Source organism: Microcystis wesenbergii NRERC-220, from assembly GCF_032027425.1.
Lineage (GTDB): Bacteria > Cyanobacteriota > Cyanobacteriia > Cyanobacteriales > Microcystaceae > Microcystis > Microcystis wesenbergii_A.
Genome location: NZ_JAVSJA010000001.1, coordinates 2,318,179 through 2,336,650 on the forward strand (window position 1 = coordinate 2,318,179; position 18,472 = coordinate 2,336,650).

Consider the following 18,472-nt stretch of genomic DNA (forward strand, 5'->3'; position numbering starts at 1 on the left):
GGGGGTTCTGAGAAGATTTTCTGATTTCATCTCGCGGTTTTTACTCCCAAATGCTTATCAAAACATCGTCCCTGAGTAGCGAGGACTACATTCAGCTAAATTTTAACTATGGACAATTCAACGGATTTTAACTCCTTACGGGGATTAAGTGTTTTTTTGCTAGGAATGATGGGATCTGGCAAATCCACCCTGGGAGAGTTGCTTTCCCGACGGTTACAATATCGTTTTTTTGATACAGATATATTAATAGAAAGGGTCGCGGGAAAGAAAATCAGGGAAATTTTTGTCGACGAGGGAGAAGCGACTTTTCGGGAGTTAGAAACCCAAGTTTTAGCCGAATTATCCTCTCTGACTAAAACTGTGATTGCCACCGGGGGAGGGATGGTTTTAAAACCGATGAATTGGAGTTATCTTCGTCACGGTTTAATGATTTGGTTAGATGTTCCTCTCGAAGTCTTGGTTAAACGTTTAAAAAAAGATACCTCTCGTCCCTTGCTTCAGTCCACTGATTTAGAAAGTAAACTGGAATTATTATTAGAACAAAGACGAGGACTTTATGCAGAAGCAGATCTTCGGATTGTTGTTTCTGACCTAGATACACCTGCTCATATCGTTGAGAAAATTTTAACAGCAATACCGACGGTAATTAAAGATTTTCATCCAGAAAGGGATAATAACTAATGATAGCAGCTTCAATTTTTGATTTACCTGAACTAATTCCCGACCGAGAAATTCTGGAAATTTTAGCTCAAAGTCAAGCTATTCGTCTAGAAAGAATTATTTCCACCGGCCAAACCACTCCCCGGGGTCAATGGTACGATCAATCTGAGTTTGAATGGGTGATTTTATTACAGGGATTTGCTGAGATTAGTTATGAAGATGGCAACAAAGTTAATCTGCAAGCAGGGGATTATCTCCTGATTCCTCCTCACCAAAAACATCGCGTCGAATTTACTAGCAATAATCCCCCTTGTATTTGGTTAGCTATCCATTATCGCTAGTAAGTAGGTAGGTGTTAAAAGTTGTCAGACACCCCCCTTATCAAGGGTGGATTAAGGGTAGGGTTGATTCATGAATCAACCCTACTATGAATCAACCCTAGTATTAAGGGGGGATTAAGGGAGGATCGAAGCTAAAATCCATTTTTAATTTAATTATAACCAGCTACTTAAAATCTAGTTTCTAACTATTGCCAGCGATCAAATAAATCGGTTAAAACTAGATTAGAAAACAAAAAACCTTCGGGGTCGCTTAATCTGACCCTGCTATCCCCCTCAATTATTACTAAATTACGCTGTTTATGCGGCTCTAAGACCTCTAAAATTGCTTTTTTGATTTCCGAACCAAAATTAGTTTCAATGGCAGGTAAACTCACCCCTGACCCTAACCTTAACCCTAGCATTAAGGTTTCGAGAAGATCATCAATCAAGCTATTTTTCTCCACGTCAATCTGACAGCCTTCTTTTACCCAAGCGAAATAGTCGCGACTTTTGCGCGGACGGGTAAAACGTTGTTGATGAAGATAACTAGCAGCCCCCATACCAAAACCGTAATAGGGACGATTTTCCCAGTAAACTCGATTATGTCGGCATTGATAACCCGGTTTAGCATAGTTAGAAATTTCGTAATGTTGATAACCGGCTAAAGCTAGTTTTTCACCAGCTAAAACATACATTTTCGCCGTGGTTTCATCATCGGGTAAGGGGTTTTTCCCCGGTTGATACTGTTTACCGAAAGGAGTAACCGCTTCTAAGACCAAATCGTAACAGGAAAGATGGGCCGGTTGCAGTTCGATCGCTTTTTCTAGGGAATTTTCCCAATCTGTCAGGGTTTGTTGTGGCAATCCCGAAATCAAATCCAAACTATAGTTAACTATTCCCACTCCCTGAATTAATTCCACTGCCTGATAGATATCCTTAACGGTATGCGATCGACCAGAAACCTGTAATAATGGTTCTTGAAAAGCCTGTACTCCTAAACTAACCCGATTGACTCCCGCGCTAATATAACCCTGTAATTGTTCTACACTAAAGGTAGCCGGGTCAATCTCCATAGAAATCTCTATATCGGCCGCAAAATCAAACTTTTTGGCTAAAGTATCCAGAATTGATCCTAATAATTCCGCCGGTAACAGGGAAGGAGTCCCCCCCCCAAAAAAAATTGTTTCTAGGGGTTTCCCCGTCCCCTGACTAAGACTAATTTCTTCTTGTAATATTTCCACATACTCCACCACAGGGGGAAAAGTCGCCGGATTGGTGTGATTACCGACGACAAAAATCGGGAAATCGCAGTAAAAACAGCGCCGACGACAAAAGGGAATATGAATATAAACCGAGGTTATGGGGTGAAAATAGGGCATTAAAGCAGTTATCAGTGAACAGTAATCAGTAATCAGTGAACTCATACAGCCTTTCTCGTCAAGGTGAGGTACAGACTAAGCCTTGCTAATCAAGTATTTTAGATGCAAGAACGAACCTCATCTATCTGAGAAACGCTGTAACTCGTATCTGATGACTGATAACTAATAACTGATAACTGATTCAAGGCTGACTCCCGACGGCTATAATTTCGTTGATCTTCGTTAAGATGTATTATGGCTGGGGAGAACATCTCCTAGAATGAAAGCAACTTTCCCGACACAAATTAGGAGAGGCCCACGGATATAATATAAAAGCATTCATACTCATTATTTTTCTACCATCATTCCCCCCTATCCTCTCTGGTATTATCCCTATGCTTGATGCAGTCATAATTTTACTATTCGTCTTCGCTATTGCCAGTATTGGTTATAGTGGTGTGGACTTGCTGCCGGTTGCTGTCCAGTCGCAAATCAGCAATATTGAAGCTTTACGCTGGTTATCGGCGGGTTTTGCCTCAATTATTGGTTTAGCTCTTGGTTTAGTTGCCCAAACTACCTATCGTCGTCTAGAAACCCAAGTACGACAAACTCCGATCGAAGTTATTTTAACCCGTTCGGTCGGTCTAGTTATCGGTTTGTTAATTGCTAATCTGATCCTAGCCCCGATTTTCTTCCTACCGATTCCCAGAGAATTCTCGTTTATCAAGCCGATAATCGCTATTTTAGGCAGTATTATGTTTTCCTATCTGGGGGTTAGTTTAGCTGATACCCACGGGCGCACTTTTTTGCGTCTGATTAACCCCAATAGTATGGAATCAATTTTAGTGGCAGAAGGGACCCTGCAAGCTGCCGCCACCAAAGTTGTGGACACCAGTTGTATTATCGATGGTCGTATCGAACAATTGTTAGACACAGGATTTATCGAAGGACAGATACTCATTCCCCAATTTATCCTTCAGGAATTGCAACAGTTAGCGGATGGCAGTAACGACCAAAAACGAGTCAGAGGAAGACGCGGATTAGACATCTTAAACCGGATGCAGCAAGAATTCCCTGATCGCATTATCATTCATCCCGCCGATTATGAGGATATTAGCACCGTAGATGCTAAATTGGTCCATCTTGCCCAAGAAATTAACGCCACCTTGCTCACTAACGATTATAATCTCAGTAAAGTGGCCAATCTGCAAAAAGTCACCATCTTGAATGTCAACGATCTCGCCCAAGCAGTACGCCCGATCTACTTGCCCGGGGATACTTTGGATCTGAAAATTCTCAAAGCAGGAAAAGAACCCACCCAAGGCATCGGTTATCTAGAAGATGGCACGATGGTGGTGGTAGAGGAAGGAAAAGATTATCTAGGGGGAGAATTGCGGGTAGTGGTGACATCTGCACTGCAAACCTCGGCCGGACGGATGATTTTTGCTAAACCCCAAAATTCCCTGATTGCTTAAAGGGAATAACACAAAAAAAGCCTCAAATACAAGGCCGGAGGGGATTGTATTTGAGGGATTTCATTTTTTAAGGGAAGTTAAGTCACTAACCGAACTATCTAGGGTTTGCTAAAAAAGTTTTTCCTGGTGGCAGGGTGTGGGGTGTAGGGTGTGGGGTGTGGGGTTTTACCCATTTTCAGGTGGTCAATTACCTAATTTTCAGGGAAAAAGTCCAGGGATTTTCCCCCCAATCACTCCAAAGGTCGGCACTTTTTGAGGGAAAAAAAGTCTAAAAACCTTGTCCAACAAGGTTTTTAGATTTATTCAGCAAACCCTAATTAAGCTGGTTTATTGATTACAGCCATGGACTGACGAGCAAAACCGAAATAACTATCCCAGAATTGTTTCTGACTATCGAGGGCAACTTTGGTGGCGGTTTCTTGGGCGGTTAGGTAGGATTTCACCCATTCTTGTTGATATTCAAGGGATTTAACCAAAGTTTCCGGAAACTCAAACACTGGTGTAGTCGTGGGAAGACCATTACCCCAAGCGGACAGAAGCATTTTCTGCCATTCGGCTAGGTATTTTTGGTATTCCTCAAGATAATTGGTGTTCATAGAAGTCAAACCGCTAACTAGCCCATCTGGAAGGAGATGGTGAGAAAGTGGGGCGGTGTTGCCACCTTCTCGAAAGCAAAAACCGTGACGAGATAAAATATAATATTCTATCCCTTCCTTAATATTATAACCTGAGTTTGCGATCAGCCCCAATCTTCATGCGATCGCCCTAGACCGGCCCTATTTTTTGGTGACTCGGAACTGACGCTAAAATAATCCTACTCTAGCCATTTTCTCCCAACTATGATCGATCGCCCTATTCATGTAATTGGTGGAGGATTAGCGGGGACTGAGGCGGCGTGGCAGATAGCCCAAGCAGGTATTCCCGTGATCCTGTACGAAATGCGCCCAATTCGCTCTAGTCCCGCCCACCATAGCCAATTTTTAGCCGAATTAGTCTGTAGTAACTCCTTTGGTGCCATGGCGGTGGATCGCGCCACCGGGTTACTCCATGAAGAATTACGACGCTTAAATTCTCTAGTTATTGCTCAGGCCGATCAGCACAGTGTCCCCGCAGGAGGGGCTTTAGCGGTCGATCGAGGGGTATTTAGTCGAAATTTGACGGAAATCTTGGCTAACCACCCTCTAGTCACCTTAAAACGTCAGGAGATCACGGAAATTCCCCGGGATGGTATCGTCGTTTTAACCACTGGACCGTTAACCAGTGCTGCTTTAGCCGCAGATCTGCAAAATTTTGCCGGCCTGGACTATCTGAGCTTTTTTGATGCCGCTAGTCCGATTATTCTAGGGGAATCTATTGATCGATCGATCGCTTTTCTGGCCTCCCGTTACGATAAAGGTGAGGCCGCCTATCTCAATTGTCCTATGGATCGGGAACAATACCTGCATTTCTGGCAAGAGTTAAAACAGGCAGAACAAGCAGAATTAAAGGATTTTGAGCGAGAAAATGCCAAATTTTTTGAGGCTTGTCTGCCAATCGAAGAATTAGCCTGTCGGGGAGAGGATACCATGCGTTTTGGTCCCCTGAAACCGGTGGGATTAGCGGATCCCAGATATCCGGATCAACGTCCCTACGCAGTTATACAGTTGCGAATGGAAGATAAAGCGGGGCAATTGTGGAATATGGTGGGATTTCAAACTAATTTAAAATGGGGTGAACAAACACGGGTTTTCCGTCTGATTCCGGGGTTAGAAAAGGCCGAATTTGTCCGCATGGGGGTGATGCACAAAAACACCTTTATCAATTCTCCCCAGTTATTATCCTCCAGTCTCCAGTTTAAATCGCGACCGACGCTGTTAGCGGCAGGACAGTTAATCGGCACGGAAGGCTATACGGCTGCGGCTGCTGGGGGATGGTTAGCGGGAACTAATGCCGCTCGTTTAGCTTTAGGATTAGAAACGGTGACATTGCCAACCACAACAATGATGGGGTCATTATTTGAGTTTATCAGCAGTGCCGAACCGAAACATTTTCAACCGATGCCGCCAAATTTTGGCATTTTGCCGAATTTTACCAGAAAAATCCGCAATAAACGGGAACGTTACGGTCAATATGCCGATCGCTCTTTGCAGGATTTAGAAGCATGGATGAATCAGTTAAAAACTCCCTGTCTCGTCTAACTGTCAATCGCTAAATCGATCGCCCATAATAGAGAAGGAAACTATTTCTTTCTCTATCGCTATGCCAAACCCCGATTTTTTCCCTCCCCAATCCTACAGTCAAGAGGATGTGCAGGAAATTCTCTATTTGGCTATCTCCCGTCAAGGGGATAAGGGAGAAATTACCCGTCAACAGTTGTTAGAAATTGCCGACGATTTAGCTATTGAAGTTAAAGACTTAGAAGCGGCAGAAAAGGACTGGCAAGAGTCAAAAATGGTCAGTTATAAACGGCAAGAATTCGATCGCTTTCGTCGCGAGGAGCTAAAACATAAAACCGTTCGCTATCTGATTATTAATAGTTTTTTTATTATCATTAATTTAATTAGTGCGGGAACAATTTCTTGGGCAATTTATATCTTTTTGCTGATGGGTTTACCTCTTTCTCTTTCCGCTTGGAAAACTTTTCAAAATCAAGGGATTGCCTACGAAGAGGCATTTAAACGCTGGAAAATTAAGGAGGAAATGAAAGAGTCTTTTACCAATCTTTGGACACAAATTAAAAAGTTTTTACAGTTTTAATACTGTTGCCAAATTAAGCCTTTTTTGTTTTTGTGAACCACAGAGACACAAAGGACACAAAGTTGAGTTTTCCACGACTACTTAAGTAGCTGGTTATAATTAAATTAAAAATGAATTTTAGGTTCGATCCCCCCTGCCCCCCTTGATAAGGGGGGTGTCTGATCCCCCCTGCCCCCCTTGATAAGGGGGGTGCCGATAGGCGGGGGGATCTACCCTTGATAAGGGGGGTTTCTGATAATTTTTAACACATACCTACTTACTGTCATCAAAAATATCTAGCTGCTGCAGAGAGGGGGAATTATCCGACTTAACCGGTTTAATTTTCTTAATTCCTTGACGCAAACCGATCGCAATTTTACTATGTTTTTCGATTTGACCCATCACCTGCATGGCACGATCGATCACAGAAGCTGGTAAACCGGCTAATCTCCCCGCTTCGATACCGTAGGACTTATCCGCACCTCCCGGTCGTACTTGGTGCAAAAATACTATCTCATGGGGTAATTCTTTGACTGTTACCTGATAATTAGCTACATTCTCTAAAATTGAGGCTAATTCATTCAATTCGTGGTAGTGAGTGGCGAAAATCGTCCGCGATTGCAGTACCGTGGCTAAATACTCCGCCACAGACCAAGCTATGGATAAACCGTCAAAGGTGGCTGTCCCCCGGCCAATTTCGTCTAATAATACTAATGATCTGTCCGTGGCGTGATTGAGAATATTGGCGGTTTCGTTCATTTCCACCATAAAGGTGGATTGGCCAGTAGCGAGGTCATCCACAGCCCCCACCCGGGTGAAAATGCGATCGCAGATAGAGATTTTGGCCGACTTTGCCGGGACAAAACTGCCGGTTTGGGCCAACAATTGAATTAATCCCACCTGTCGCAGATAACAACTTTTGCCACTAGCATTGGGACCGGTGAGAATAATCAAGTCGGGGTATTCTAAACCTTCCTGATTGCCCAAATTAATCGAATTCGGCACAAAAAAGCCAGCCCCAAGGGATTGTTCCACCACGGGATGACGACCATCCTTAATATCGATAAGACGACCATCGGCGATTTCTGGGCGACAATATCCCTGATAAACGGCGATTTCTGCCAATGCTGCCAACACATCCAAAGCGGCGACTTTTGTGGCCACTTCCCGGATTTCTGGGGAAAATTCGGCCACTTGACGGCGTAAATCGCTAAAAATCTCGTATTCTAGATTATTTAATTCATCTACTGCCGTCAGAATTATATTTTCTTTCTCCTTTAACTCGGTGGTGATATAACGTTCCTCATTGACTAAAGTTTGCTTACGCACATACTCTTTTGGGGCGAAATCGGCTTTACTGCGGGGTAAACTGATATAATAACCGAAAGTTTTGTTATAATTAACCTTAAGATTACTAATACCCGTTCTTTCTTTCTCTGTCGTCTCCAGATTCTTAAACCAATCGATTACTTCCTGATAGTCGCGCCGCAGGGCATCCAATTGGGCATCAATTCCCTCGCGAATCACCCCCCCTTCCTTCAGATGCAGCGGAGGAGATTCCACCAGATGCGCTATCACCTGCTGGCCTAATTTTTCTAAATCGGCGGGAATTTGCTGTAAAGCTTTCAAATAGGGCGAATTTCCCGAAGCAACCAAAGCCGCTAAATCGGCTAATTTGACTAAAGATGCCGCTAGGGAAAGTAAATCGCGGGCGTTAGCCGTTCCTGCGCCAACACGACCGCTTAAACGTTCTATATCGTATATTTCCCTTAATTTTTGCCGAATATCTTGGCGCAGGGCGGGATTATCCTTTAACTCTTGGATAGTATCTTGACGGGCGCGAATACCGCGAGAATCTAAGAGGGGTTGCAGTAACCAACGACGTAAAGCGCGACTACCCATGGCTGTACAAGTGCGATCGATCGCCCATAATAGAGAACCATAGAAGCTACCATCGCGCACCGTTTGGGTAATTTCAAGGTTACGACGGGTTTGCCCATCTAAAATCAAAAATTCGGAGATAGAGTAGGTTTTTAAAGGTTGTAGGGGGACTTGATTGGCTTTTTGGGTATCTTCAATGTATTCTAAGAGGCCTCCGGCTGCGCGAATAGCGAGGGGTAAATGTTCGCAGCCCATCCCCTCTAGGGAACGCATTTTATAGGTGATTAAGAGACGATTTTTCGCCTCTGTGAGAGTAAAGATAGTTTGGGGACGGAGAGAATAACAAAAACTATCGGGTAAACAGGGGGGGAGATGGTCAGATTTTTCCCCGGGGCGCAAAATACGGTTTAAATCGGGGGCATTGATGGGGAAAAGGATTTCCGAGGGCTGTAAACGGCTTAATTCTAGGCTTAAAGCCGTTAAATCGCTGGCTTGGGTGGTGTAGAATTCTCCAGTGGAGATATCTGAATATGCTAATCCCCAATTTTCTCCGGTAATCACCACTGCGGCCAGAAAATTATTCTTTTTTGCGTTTAACATTCCCTCATCGGTGAGGGTTCCGGGGGTGAGAAGTTTGGTGATAGCGCGTTCTACGAGCCGTTTTTCGGCGGCTGCTTCCGTTGAATCCTCTACCTGGTCACAAATCGCCACCGCATAGCCTTTTTCCACCAATAAACGACTATAGCGCTCTAGGGCGTGGTGGGGAACCCCGGTCATGGCGACTCTCCCAATACCTTTACCCCCTTCCTTGCTGGTGAGAACTAATTCTAATTCTCTGGAGATAATCACCGCATCCTGAAAGAAGCACTCGAAAAAATCGCCCACACGATAGAGTAAAAGAGCATTGGGATAGGTTTCTTTTACCTCCACATAATGCTGGTACATGGGGGTGAGTTTACCGCGATCGAGTCCGCGATAATCACGATGGGGATCCTTATTGGTAGCCGGTGGTTCTAGGGGAAAATCCGAGGGGAGAGTCATGGGTCAAAGAAAGCTGGACAATGTTTTAATCAACTATTCCCCACCCCTTGGCTGAGTGGGGAGTTTCTGACGCTTCTTCGTCGATGGCGGTTTTCTGCGTCGTGCTTTGGCTCGTTCCAAGCCTCTAATATAATTAAGCATAACCTGAGGGTTGGCTACATCGGCGTTGGGTTCTTCCGGTTTTCTTGTGTTACTTTTTGTCAAGAACTCTAGTCTCATAACCTTCAATTCTAATGATAGGATGAACGATCGAAGCTCTCCAGAGAAACCCTATGACTAGCTTACTGCGCGACTTTTGGTATGTGGCCACACCGGCAAATAAACTTAAACCCGGTCAGCTAATGGCCAAAAAAATGCTAGGTGAACCGATTGTTGTCGGTAGGAGACAGGATGGAGAAGTGTTCGCATTGCGGGATATTTGCCCCCATCGTGGGATTCCGCTGCACCATGGCTGGATTGAAGGGGATGGGGTGTTCTGTTGCTATCACGGCTGGAAATTTAACACTAGCGATGGCGTTTGTTCTGAGATCCCCTCATTAACTGAACACGATCGCCTTGATGTTAGCAGAATTTGTGTCACCAGTTATCCCTGTCGTGAAATACAAGGTCATATTTGGGTGTTTATTCCGGCAGACTCAAAAAGAGAAATTAATCAAGAAAATCTGCCTCCTGTGCCGACTATTAGCGATTTTGGCAAACTTACCCCCAAAGTAGCCGAAACTATCACTTTTGACTGCAATATTGACCATGCAGTGGTGGGATTGATGGATCCAGCCCACGGTCCCTACGTTCATACTTCTTGGTGGTGGCGCAGCGGTCCGCGCCAATTTCGGGTCAAGGAAAAACAATACGAACCTGTTCCCCTGGGTTTTCGTCTTGCCCCCTATGATATGCCCGTCAGTGCGAAACCCTATAAAATTTTGGGTAGTAAAGTATCGATTGAAATTGTTTTTGAATTGCCCTCGGTGCGTACAGAAATACTACGAGGTGATCGGCATTTAGCCTGTGCTTTTACGGCAATTACTCCCATCGATGAAAATCACTGCGAAGTCCATCAAAGTTTATACTATACGATTCCTTGGTTGGCATTTTTAACCCCTCTTTTGCGTTATTTAACCCGACAATTCCTCACACAGGATCGCGATGTGGTGATTAAACAACAGGAAGGACTTAGTTATCATCCAGCTTTGATGTTAATTGATGATGCCGATACCCAGGCCAAATGGTATTATCGCCTTAAGCAAGAATACGAGAAATGTCAAGCAGAAAAACGGGATTTTGTCAACCCCATTAAAGCACAGATTTTACGGTGGCGTAGTTAGAATTAAGTAGCTGGTTATAATTAAATTAAAAATGGATTTTAGGTTCGATCCCCCCTGCCCCCCTTGATAAGGGGGGTGTCTGATAATTTTTAACGCCTACCTACTTAGATCATTTTATTTAGGTTCTCACTAAGGATTTATTGACACTGGTTTCAATTTGATAAATAGAGGAAAGGACACTACCTTGATGATTATTGACTAGATCGTATTTAACTTCTTGTAAATAATTAAAAATGGCATCCCGCAAAATCGGTTTTTCAATGTTTACCGTATGCTGATAGTCCCATAAATCCCAAACTATCAAACCAATTCCCACGATTGGATCGATTAATTCTGCCCCAAAACTACTCGCTACTGCCCCACCGGTTTTAGTGGCAATTTTCGCCCCCGTTTTTCCCGCTAGGGACAAATAAACTGTACTGCCCACTTTCATCACTGGAATGAGAGATTTAATTCCTAAAGCGGTGGTGCCACCGACTAAAAGTTTAATTGATGTGTTAGAAATATTGCCCTCGGTATCTTGAATTGTTATGGCTATATCACTAAGATAACGCTCCCATTTGCCTTGGGGAATTTGATAACTAGCCTGAATATTCTCTAATTCATTGCTTAAATTACTGACATATAAATTAACTGTATCCCTAGTAATTCTCTCTAGACGCAATTGGGCCTCTTGGGGACGAATTACCCGTTTAGTAAACTCGGTTTGAATAGTTTTGGTCAAATTTTCTGCCACCACCTGTTCCGGGGGTGGATTATCTGTATTGACCCAGTGAGCGATCGAGGAGTATAATCCGCTTAAAAAGGCCTTGCCCTCAAATTGTTTTTGATTGAAATAGTTAAAATACCAAGGCAGAAAACCCTGATCTACCCGTGTCATCAACTCCTCCACCCATCCCTCAATTTCTCCTAGGGCGAAGGTTTGAGAATTTGCTCTCGCTGTCTGTAAAGCTTGGCTAATTTCCCGATCGATTTGACTGTTAGATTTTTTGTTTATACTGATGGGAATCTCTAGGTTAGTTTCGGTAGCAACCCTAGTTTTTAACGGTTCATTGCCGGCAGTTCCTAGCCAAATTTTCCCTAAGAGAGGCACGATAACCACTAGAACAACTATAGCCCAAATTAACGGGGTGATCGCCTTAATCAGTTGACTGATTGCCTGAATGCGGTTAGTTTTTTCACTATACTGAGGTGGCTCAATATTTTCTTGTGAATCTGGCCTGGAGTTCATCAGCTAACCTACTTAAAATTATTAGATCATTGTTCTCAAAAAACCGCAGAAACCCCAATTTTCTCAGCAGTAAACTGGAGAGGAAATTATCGGGTAAAAGTCCGCCAATACCCGATAAATATCGGCAATTTTAGCGAATTTCTGCCTTCATCCGCTCAAGGGTTTGCTGCATTTGGTCGAACATCATTTGGGGAGTCATACCAAATTGACCTAGTTGGGTTTTTAGCTGTTCTACGGTCATTTGGGCGGAAAAATCCTCAGATAATTCAAAACGCTTCATAAATATCTTGTAGCGTTCCATTAACTCCTCCATCCTATCGATAAAGATTTTTTTACCCTCTCGATCGAATTTCCCGTACTCGCTCCCTAGTTGTATGAGAGACTGATAATCTTCAAATAGCTGTCTAGCTTCCTGTTGAACCACTTCTGAGTCAAAGAATCCCATAATCTTAAAACGGCTTATCGTCGATAGTTATTCTCTCTCCCATTTTATTTTAGTCGGGGAAAAAGTCTAGCTCTAGTCGATTTACGGATTACCGTATTGGGGAAATTGAGAGGATTACAAAAGAAGCGAGCAACGCTAACCAGTCAGGGAAAACCGCTAAGTAGTGGTCTGTCAAAGCCATAATGACGGATAATGGGAGCGGTAAATTCAGCCTAATTTGTCCAATTATGCCCGCTAAAAAATATATCGTCTCTCTTCTCTAACGGAGAATCAACGCACCTCTGGGTAAGAATTGAGCCAAAAAGGGAAAACCGCTGCCGGAAAAATTAATCAGGATCGTCTCTTGCTAAAAGCAGATAAGTAATAGGGCAAAATTAACTTCTTGGTTAGCAGATGCACTCATGCAGGAGGTAGTTAGATATGTGTAATTAATTGCGTCTAGCTACTGATGAACAAGGGAATGGAGGGATTAAGGAGAAAAATCTATGGATCATACCGCAGAAAACTGGTACATTGTCCGGGAAAGTACTGGAATTTGTCAGATTATAGCCCTAGAAAACGGCCAAACCCCAGTTAATGGTCAATACTGGGGTCCTTTTGCCGAGCGGGGAGAAGCGATCGCCCGTCGGGTGGGTTTAATTCGAGCGGGCAAATGTCAACCTATTGTTTAGCGGTATTGGTGGGTGTTTTCTTGCCTTCAGTGATTTCTTTTTCCAAGATTTCAAAACCCTTCTTGAATTGAGGATCCTGGAAGGTTCCCACCCGATCCCTTTCCTCTTGAAGATTTTTGCGTTCTTCCTCGCTCAGTTCCGACTCCACATCAGGATGAATACCATCTTTATTGATGTCCCGTCCGTTGGGGGTGAGATACTTGGCAATTGTCACCGCTAATCCCGAACCGTCGCTAAGACTGCGTACCGATTGCACTAATCCCTTACCAAAGGTTTTCGTACCGACAATAACCGCCCGATCATGATCCTGTAAAGCCCCGGAGAGAATTTCACTAGCACTGGCGGAACCACCATCGACGAGGACAACTAGGGGTTTATTAGTCAAAGCTTGATTATTAGCCCGTTGACGTTCCGTCACCCCTTTGCGATCAACCGTAGAGACAATCAAACCATCGGGTATCCACATCCGAGCGATTTCGATGCTGGCGTAGAGTAAACCGCCAGGGTTAGAACGCAGATCGAGAATATAACCCTTCACCTCTTCGGTTTCCAATTCGCGAATCGCTTGACTCATATCGCCACTAGCTTGGGCGCTAAATTGATTAAGACGGATATAACCGATTTTACCGATCGGGGTGTTTTCCGTGTGGGCGCGCACTGGGTGAATTTCAATTTTGGCCCGGGTAAGAGTTAATTCTTTCTTCTCCTCACCCCGTTGAATCGTGATCTTAACGCTTGTCCCCACTTTGCCGCGGATCATGCTCACCGCTTGCTCTAGTTCCATGCCTTCGGTAGATTTACCATCGATAGCGATAATCACATCTTTAGGCAGCACACCAGCTTTAGAAGCGGGAGTATCTTCAATGGGTGAAACCACGACTAACTGCTTGGTTTTCTCGTCTTTGGTCAGTTGAATCCCTACCCCGGTCAATTCTCCCGATGTATCGATCTTCATATTGTTAAACTCTTTGGGATCCATAAAACGGGTATAGGGATCATTGAGAGTTTTCAACATCTCGCGGATAGCGGTGTATGCTTCCTCTTGATTTTTGTAGGAACGATTTAAATACTGATTGCGGATGGCGTTCCAGTCCGATTGATTAAAAGTGCCATCTAAATAAGTGCGGTTGATGATCTGCCAAACCTCATCAACGGTTTCCTTGGGACTTTCCTGAAAAAAAGCTTGACTTTGGGAGAGACGGAATCCCGCCCCCGTGACGGCGACGGTAGACAGGACCACTGCTGTAGCACCGAGAACAAGTCCGCGTTTGTTGATAACCATAGGTAATTTTCGGATAAATTAGGCTGTTCTTGCCGAAATGCTCTTTCTGGCTGACCGTCGAAATATCTTGGCAAAAAGGAGCGTTTAGGTTTACTGGAGACAGACAAAAGAACGCCTGTAGACTACTACTGTTATAACATTTATTATCTCTTTCTTTGTCAAACTGGTTATTTGAGTAGCGATCGAGTTGCCAGCAGCCCACCTCGCGACCTAAGATAACAGCAAAACTGCCCGATATTTTCCCTATGAGTGATCAAATCCTTTCTTCCCTCTCCCTGGAACAAAAACGACAAAACCTGCGCCACCAAAGGCGATCGAAGGTGTGGCAAGCCCTGGGTCGGTTTCTGGTGGTTAGTGGTTTAGCGGCGGGATTAGCTTGGGGGATGACTTCGCCCTATTGGACAATTACCAAGGCCGGACAGGTGGAAATCGAAGGCACGGAATTAATGTCGCCCGAGTCGATTCGTGCTTGGCTGAAATTAAGCTATCCTCTGTCTCTCTGGGAATTACCTACCCATCAATTGCGAGAAAAATTAGCGGCTATTCCCGCTATTGCCGACGTTAAGATCGAGCGGCAATTATTGCCCCCGAAAGTGATTGTTTCTATTCAAGAAAGAAAACCTGTTGCCCGTTGGCATTCCCATCAACAGCAAGGCTTTTTAGATGCCTCGGGAACGATAATTCCTCAAAATTATTATGGTCGAACTCTGCCCAAAACCCAATTACCTAGCCTAGAAGTGCTTGGTTACGACCGACAACATCAACAACAGTGGCAAAAAATTTATCCCTTAATTGATAACTTATCGATTAAAGTTACCGCCATCGATTGGCGCAATCCTAGTAATCTTGTACTAAAAACTGAGCTAGGACAGGTCTATTTAGGTTTTTATAAAGATAGATTGCCCGAAAAATTAACCGCTCTCGTACAATCGCGGCCATTGTCATCCAAGATACCTCTAGCGCGAATTCTCTACATTGACCTGAGCAATCCCGATGCTCCCACTGTACAATTAAAACCGCAGTTAGCCCCCATCGTTGCCAAAGTAACGGCAACTCGTCGGGATTAACGGCAGTTTATCAGCAAATAACCGCAATTATTCCCTTGAGGTATTGGCAAAAACCCCAAATTATGATTTTCTGAAAAGGAAACTGATACTGTGGATACTGGAACCGACATAATATTAGTGATAGTGTTAACAGCACATCTCTGATTTATCAAATCAATAACAGAATCTTGTACTAAGAGTGTTCCAATTCCAATGACATCGATTAATGAAATCGTTCCCACCTACCCCAATCTGAACAGTAACGATTATGCCAGTTCAGCTATGAGCGAAGATAATCATTACTATCAGAATAATACTGGAGTATCATTTTCTCGCCCCCATGAATCACAGATGACACCCCGAGAAGAAAGTCGTAGTAATCGCATCGTACCGAGCAATGTCGCCAAGATCAAGGTGATCGGGGTCGGCGGTGGGGGCTGTAACGCCGTTAACCGCATGATCGCCAGTGGCGTGACCGGAATCGAATTTTGGGCAATTAACACCGACGCCCAGGCCCTGGCCCACTCCTCCGCCCCCCAGAGGTTACAAATCGGGACAAAATTAACCCGCGGCCTAGGGGCGGGCGGCAATCCGGCGATCGGACAGAAAGCGGCGGAAGAATCTCGGGATGAAATCGCCCAAGCATTGGAAGGAACCGATCTAGTCTTTATTACCGCCGGCATGGGCGGCGGCACGGGAACGGGGGCCGCTCCAATTGTGGCCGAAATTGCCAAAGAAATCGGCTGTTTGACCGTGGGAGTTGTAACTCGTCCCTTTACCTTCGAGGGTCGTCGTCGCACTAATCAGGCCGATGAAGGGGTGGGTGGTTTACAAAGTCGGGTCGATACCCTGATTATTATCCCCAATAACCAGTTATTACAGGTAATACCCGCCGACACTCCCCTACAGGAGGCTTTTCGCGTCGCTGATGATGTGCTGCGGCAAGGGGTACAGGGGATCTCGGATATTATCACTATCCCCGGTCTGGTAAATGTGGATTTCGCCGATGTGCGGGCAGTGATGGCCGATGCGGGTTCGGCCCTAATGGGCATCGGCATCGGTTCCGGAAAATCTCGGGCTAAGGAAGGGGCGATCGCTGCTATTTCCTCGCCGTTACTGGAATCCTCGATCGAAGGGGCGAAAGGTGTGGTCTTTAATATCACCGGCGGTCAAGATCTAACCCTACACGAAGTCAATGCCGCCGCCGAAATTATCTATGAAGTGGTGGATCCCAACGCTAATATCATCTTCGGGGCAGTAATTGACGAGAAAATGCAGGGAGAAGTCAGAATTACCGTCATTGCCACCGGTTTTTCCGGCGATTCCCCCTCTCGTCCCACTGCTAACAAGGTGGTGATTAATACCCCCGCACCGAGTCCAGCACCCACTCCCGAACCACCAAAACAGGCGGGGTTAGATATCCCCGAATTCTTGCAACGTCGTCGTCCTTTTGATCGCTAACCTCCTATGACTGCCATTGCCCTCACCATCGCCGGTTCCGATAGTGGTGGCGGCGCGGGAATTCAAGCGGATTTGAAAACCTTCGCCTTCCACCGAGTTCACGGCACCAGCGCCCTTACCTGCGTTACCGCCCAAAATACCCTGGGGGTCGAGCGCGTCGAGTCCCTAAGTCCGGAAATGGTAACGGCCCAAATCGATGCCGTGGTCAGGGATTTCGCAGTGTCAGCGGTCAAGACGGGAATGCTGTTTAGTAGCGAGATTATCGAAGCAGTGGCCGAGGCGATCGAGCGCTGGCGTTTGACCAGTTTAGTGGTGGATCCGGTTATGGTTTCGCGGGTAGGAGCCAAATTAATTGATGATCGGGCTGTAGATAGTCTTTTGGATAGTTTAATTCCTCTGGCTTCGATTATTACCCCTAATCGTTACGAAGCACAGCTTTTAAGTGGCATCGAGATCAATGATTTTGAGGCGATGAAAGCGGCCGCCGCAATTATTTTCCAGAAGTCGGCCACACCGGTATTAGTGAAAGGTGGCGGCATGAAAGGTCGGCTGCGTGGGGTTGATATCTGCTTTGATGGGCAAGAATGGGAAACTTTTAAGACCAGAAGCGTCGAAACCAATAACACTCACGGGACTGGTTGTACCCTATCGTCGGCGATCGCCGCTAACCTTGCTTTGGGTGATGACCTGAAAATGGCGGTGAAAAAAGCCAAGGATTACGTTACTAACGCCCTCGATCATTCCCTCGCCATCGGTCACGGAACCGGTCCAGTGGGCCATTTTTACCCCTTAAAAGCCCTAAATTAGTCAATTCATGACCACTACGCCGCGTCTTTCCCCCCAAGTACCCCAGAGTTGCACCGGTCGCCCCTCGGTTCCCCTCTCGGTCTATCGAGAATTAGTCAAAGAATTGCAGGCCACTCAGGCACGGGCGGAATCTCTAGAAGCACAAAACCAGCAACTTGTCAAGAGTAATCGGCAATTACGTCAGGAAATCGAGACAGTAGTTGCTCAGGGAAGAAGATTAGAAAAAGTGGTAGAGAGTTTCGAGAGGAATCCCGTCGAGGAACCCTCCTTCCTGATCCCGGTTCGTCCCCGTCTGGTTACACCCCCTTCTCCTTCGCTGCCGGTTAAGAAAGAAGTCTCAGTCACCCCTCCCATCACCCTTACTGCTTCAAAACAGCAATTACCTAAAAATATTTGGTTACTGGTCGGGTTAATTATTGTCGTGGTTCTTACCTCTGGTTTAGGGGCTTTTTGGCTGGTTTCTGCCTCTAGAAACGCGGGTTCGACCGACTGATTCACGGGGGCATCTCACATTTGCAGAAATACCGACAATCAGCAATTATTAGTAACTCTTAAATTATTACAGATATATCAGCAGCTGGCTGTAAGCATCCCACCGAAAAGCTAATGCGCTCCAGGGTTTGGGTAGGGCTGATTCATTCTTCGAATCTAATTCTTTTTTTTTGCTACCTTTAATCGCTGTAGGTTGATTCATGAATCAACCTACTATAACTGGACCAGGGTTTGGGTAGGGCTGATTCATTCTCCGAATCTAATT

Annotated in this window: 18 protein-coding genes; 11 read left to right on the plus strand and 7 right to left on the minus strand. The window is 45.0% G+C overall.

The window, feature by feature from the left end:
• Window positions 1-108: 108 nt before the first annotated feature.
• On the plus strand, window positions 109-681 hold the full coding sequence (locus RAM70_RS11395; protein WP_312673789.1) for a shikimate kinase: 573 nt from the start codon (window positions 109-111) through the stop codon (window positions 679-681).
• The gene (locus tag RAM70_RS11400; RefSeq protein ID WP_045358338.1) at window positions 681-1,001 is read left to right on the plus strand and encodes a cupin domain-containing protein; all 321 of its coding nucleotides are present in this window, start codon (window positions 681-683) and stop codon (window positions 999-1,001) included. The genes RAM70_RS11395 and RAM70_RS11400 overlap by 1 nt, the downstream gene beginning before the upstream one ends.
• A 185-nt stretch (window positions 1,002-1,186) precedes the next feature.
• Here RAM70_RS11400 and hemW read toward each other — a convergent pair whose 3' ends face one another.
• The gene (gene hemW, locus RAM70_RS11405; RefSeq protein WP_312675894.1) at window positions 1,187-2,359 is read right to left on the minus strand and encodes a radical SAM family heme chaperone HemW; all 1,173 of its coding nucleotides are present in this window, start codon (window positions 2,357-2,359) and stop codon (window positions 1,187-1,189) included.
• Window positions 2,360-2,733: 374 nt separating this feature from the next.
• Between hemW and RAM70_RS11410 the strand changes: the two genes are divergently transcribed.
• The gene (locus RAM70_RS11410) at window positions 2,734-3,813 is read left to right on the plus strand and encodes a PIN/TRAM domain-containing protein (protein ID WP_045358336.1); all 1,080 of its coding nucleotides are present in this window, start codon (window positions 2,734-2,736) and stop codon (window positions 3,811-3,813) included.
• A 317-nt stretch (window positions 3,814-4,130) separates the two neighbouring features.
• Here the strand turns inward: RAM70_RS11410 and RAM70_RS11415 are convergent, their stop codons facing one another.
• Window positions 4,131-4,409 carry a hypothetical protein gene (locus tag RAM70_RS11415; RefSeq protein WP_002736942.1) on the minus strand — a complete coding sequence of 93 codons (279 nt, stop codon included), beginning with the start codon at window positions 4,407-4,409 and terminating at the stop codon, window positions 4,131-4,133.
• Window positions 4,410-4,652: 243 nt separating this feature from the next.
• Between RAM70_RS11415 and trmFO the strand changes: the two genes are divergently transcribed.
• Both trmFO and RAM70_RS11425 read left to right on the plus strand, forming a co-directional pair.
• Window positions 4,653-5,990, plus strand: a complete 1,338-nt coding sequence (trmFO, locus tag RAM70_RS11420) for an FADH(2)-oxidizing methylenetetrahydrofolate--tRNA-(uracil(54)-C(5))-methyltransferase TrmFO (RefSeq protein WP_149986149.1) — start codon at window positions 4,653-4,655, stop codon at window positions 5,988-5,990.
• 61 nt (window positions 5,991-6,051) lie between these two features.
• The gene (locus tag RAM70_RS11425) at window positions 6,052-6,549 is read left to right on the plus strand and encodes a 2TM domain-containing protein (protein ID WP_312673799.1); all 498 of its coding nucleotides are present in this window, start codon (window positions 6,052-6,054) and stop codon (window positions 6,547-6,549) included.
• Between the two features lie 252 nt (window positions 6,550-6,801).
• Here RAM70_RS11425 and mutS read toward each other — a convergent pair whose 3' ends face one another.
• The gene (gene mutS / locus RAM70_RS11430; RefSeq protein WP_045358331.1) at window positions 6,802-9,450 is read right to left on the minus strand and encodes a DNA mismatch repair protein MutS; all 2,649 of its coding nucleotides are present in this window, start codon (window positions 9,448-9,450) and stop codon (window positions 6,802-6,804) included.
• A 33-nt stretch (window positions 9,451-9,483) separates the two neighbouring features.
• Window positions 9,484-9,669 carry a hypothetical protein gene (locus RAM70_RS11435; RefSeq protein ID WP_152606981.1) on the minus strand — a complete coding sequence of 62 codons (186 nt, stop codon included), beginning with the start codon at window positions 9,667-9,669 and terminating at the stop codon, window positions 9,484-9,486.
• A gap of 53 nt (window positions 9,670-9,722) precedes the next feature.
• On the opposite strand from RAM70_RS11435, the gene RAM70_RS11440 reads away from it, so the two are divergent.
• On the plus strand, window positions 9,723-10,772 hold the full coding sequence (locus RAM70_RS11440; RefSeq protein ID WP_045358330.1) for a Rieske 2Fe-2S domain-containing protein: 1,050 nt from the start codon (window positions 9,723-9,725) through the stop codon (window positions 10,770-10,772).
• A 118-nt stretch (window positions 10,773-10,890) separates the two neighbouring features.
• On the opposite strand, the gene RAM70_RS11445 is transcribed toward RAM70_RS11440, so the two are convergent.
• Together RAM70_RS11445 and RAM70_RS11450 are read right to left on the minus strand one after the other, a co-directional pair.
• Window positions 10,891-12,003: a hypothetical protein gene (locus tag RAM70_RS11445; protein ID WP_045358329.1), complete on the minus strand. Its 1,113-nt coding sequence runs from the start codon at window positions 12,001-12,003 to the stop codon at window positions 10,891-10,893.
• Window positions 12,004-12,133: 130 nt separating this feature from the next.
• Complete coding sequence (locus tag RAM70_RS11450) at window positions 12,134-12,448, minus strand: DUF1825 family protein (protein WP_045358327.1); 315 nt, start codon at window positions 12,446-12,448, stop codon at window positions 12,134-12,136.
• A 485-nt stretch (window positions 12,449-12,933) separates the two neighbouring features.
• Between RAM70_RS11450 and RAM70_RS11455 the strand changes: the two genes are divergently transcribed.
• Complete coding sequence (locus RAM70_RS11455; protein WP_288002237.1) at window positions 12,934-13,119, plus strand: hypothetical protein; 186 nt, start codon at window positions 12,934-12,936, stop codon at window positions 13,117-13,119.
• Here RAM70_RS11455 and ctpC read toward each other — a convergent pair.
• A complete protein-coding gene (ctpC, locus tag RAM70_RS11460; protein WP_045358325.1) occupies window positions 13,109-14,401 on the minus strand; it encodes a carboxyl-terminal processing protease CtpC in 1,293 nt (430 codons plus the stop codon). The two genes, RAM70_RS11455 and ctpC, sit on opposite strands and share 11 nt — an antisense overlap.
• A 245-nt stretch (window positions 14,402-14,646) precedes the next feature.
• Between ctpC and RAM70_RS11465 the strand changes: the two genes are divergently transcribed.
• The 4 genes from RAM70_RS11465 (at window position 14,647) to RAM70_RS11480 (ending at window position 18,208) form a co-directional block, all read left to right on the plus strand.
• Window positions 14,647-15,468 (plus strand): cell division protein FtsQ/DivIB, encoded by an 822-nt coding sequence (locus RAM70_RS11465; RefSeq protein WP_045358324.1) that lies wholly within the window; start codon window positions 14,647-14,649, stop codon window positions 15,466-15,468.
• Between the two features lie 192 nt (window positions 15,469-15,660).
• Window positions 15,661-16,908, plus strand: coding sequence for a cell division protein FtsZ (gene ftsZ / locus RAM70_RS11470; protein WP_288002240.1), 1,248 nt, complete (start codon window positions 15,661-15,663; stop codon window positions 16,906-16,908).
• Between the two features lie 6 nt (window positions 16,909-16,914).
• The gene (gene thiD / locus RAM70_RS11475) at window positions 16,915-17,715 is read left to right on the plus strand and encodes a bifunctional hydroxymethylpyrimidine kinase/phosphomethylpyrimidine kinase (protein WP_312673807.1); all 801 of its coding nucleotides are present in this window, start codon (window positions 16,915-16,917) and stop codon (window positions 17,713-17,715) included.
• Window positions 17,716-17,722: 7 nt separating this feature from the next.
• Window positions 17,723-18,208, plus strand: a complete 486-nt coding sequence (locus RAM70_RS11480; protein WP_045358321.1) for a bZIP transcription factor — start codon at window positions 17,723-17,725, stop codon at window positions 18,206-18,208.
• The last annotated feature ends 264 nt before the right edge of the window (window positions 18,209-18,472 follow it).

Bases quoted from the DNA above. Each gene is read 5' to 3' on its own strand.
- RAM70_RS11445 (WP_045358329.1), bottom strand. From the start codon at position 12,003: ATGAACTCCAGGCCAGATTCACAAGAAAATATTGAGCCACCTCAGTAT.
- ctpC (WP_045358325.1), bottom strand. From the start codon at position 14,401: ATGGTTATCAACAAACGCGGACTTGTTCTCGGTGCTACAGCAGTGGTC.
- RAM70_RS11450 (WP_045358327.1), bottom strand. From the start codon at position 12,448: ATGGGATTCTTTGACTCAGAAGTGGTTCAACAGGAAGCTAGACAGCTA.
- RAM70_RS11455 (WP_288002237.1), top strand. From the start codon at position 12,934: ATGGATCATACCGCAGAAAACTGGTACATTGTCCGGGAAAGTACTGGA.
- RAM70_RS11415 (WP_002736942.1), bottom strand. From the start codon at position 4,409: ATGAACACCAATTATCTTGAGGAATACCAAAAATACCTAGCCGAATGG.
- ftsZ (WP_288002240.1), top strand. From the start codon at position 15,661: ATGACATCGATTAATGAAATCGTTCCCACCTACCCCAATCTGAACAGT.
- RAM70_RS11465 (WP_045358324.1), top strand. From the start codon at position 14,647: ATGAGTGATCAAATCCTTTCTTCCCTCTCCCTGGAACAAAAACGACAA.
- RAM70_RS11435 (WP_152606981.1), bottom strand. From the start codon at position 9,669: ATGAGACTAGAGTTCTTGACAAAAAGTAACACAAGAAAACCGGAAGAA.
- RAM70_RS11440 (WP_045358330.1), top strand. From the start codon at position 9,723: ATGACTAGCTTACTGCGCGACTTTTGGTATGTGGCCACACCGGCAAAT.
- RAM70_RS11425 (WP_312673799.1), top strand. From the start codon at position 6,052: ATGCCAAACCCCGATTTTTTCCCTCCCCAATCCTACAGTCAAGAGGAT.
- RAM70_RS11410 (WP_045358336.1), top strand. From the start codon at position 2,734: ATGCTTGATGCAGTCATAATTTTACTATTCGTCTTCGCTATTGCCAGT.
- hemW (WP_312675894.1), bottom strand. From the start codon at position 2,359: ATGCCCTATTTTCACCCCATAACCTCGGTTTATATTCATATTCCCTTT.
- mutS (WP_045358331.1), bottom strand. From the start codon at position 9,450: ATGACTCTCCCCTCGGATTTTCCCCTAGAACCACCGGCTACCAATAAG.
- RAM70_RS11395 (WP_312673789.1), top strand. From the start codon at position 109: ATGGACAATTCAACGGATTTTAACTCCTTACGGGGATTAAGTGTTTTT.
- trmFO (WP_149986149.1), top strand. From the start codon at position 4,653: ATGATCGATCGCCCTATTCATGTAATTGGTGGAGGATTAGCGGGGACT.
- thiD (WP_312673807.1), top strand. From the start codon at position 16,915: ATGACTGCCATTGCCCTCACCATCGCCGGTTCCGATAGTGGTGGCGGC.
- RAM70_RS11480 (WP_045358321.1), top strand. From the start codon at position 17,723: ATGACCACTACGCCGCGTCTTTCCCCCCAAGTACCCCAGAGTTGCACC.
- RAM70_RS11400 (WP_045358338.1), top strand. From the start codon at position 681: ATGATAGCAGCTTCAATTTTTGATTTACCTGAACTAATTCCCGACCGA.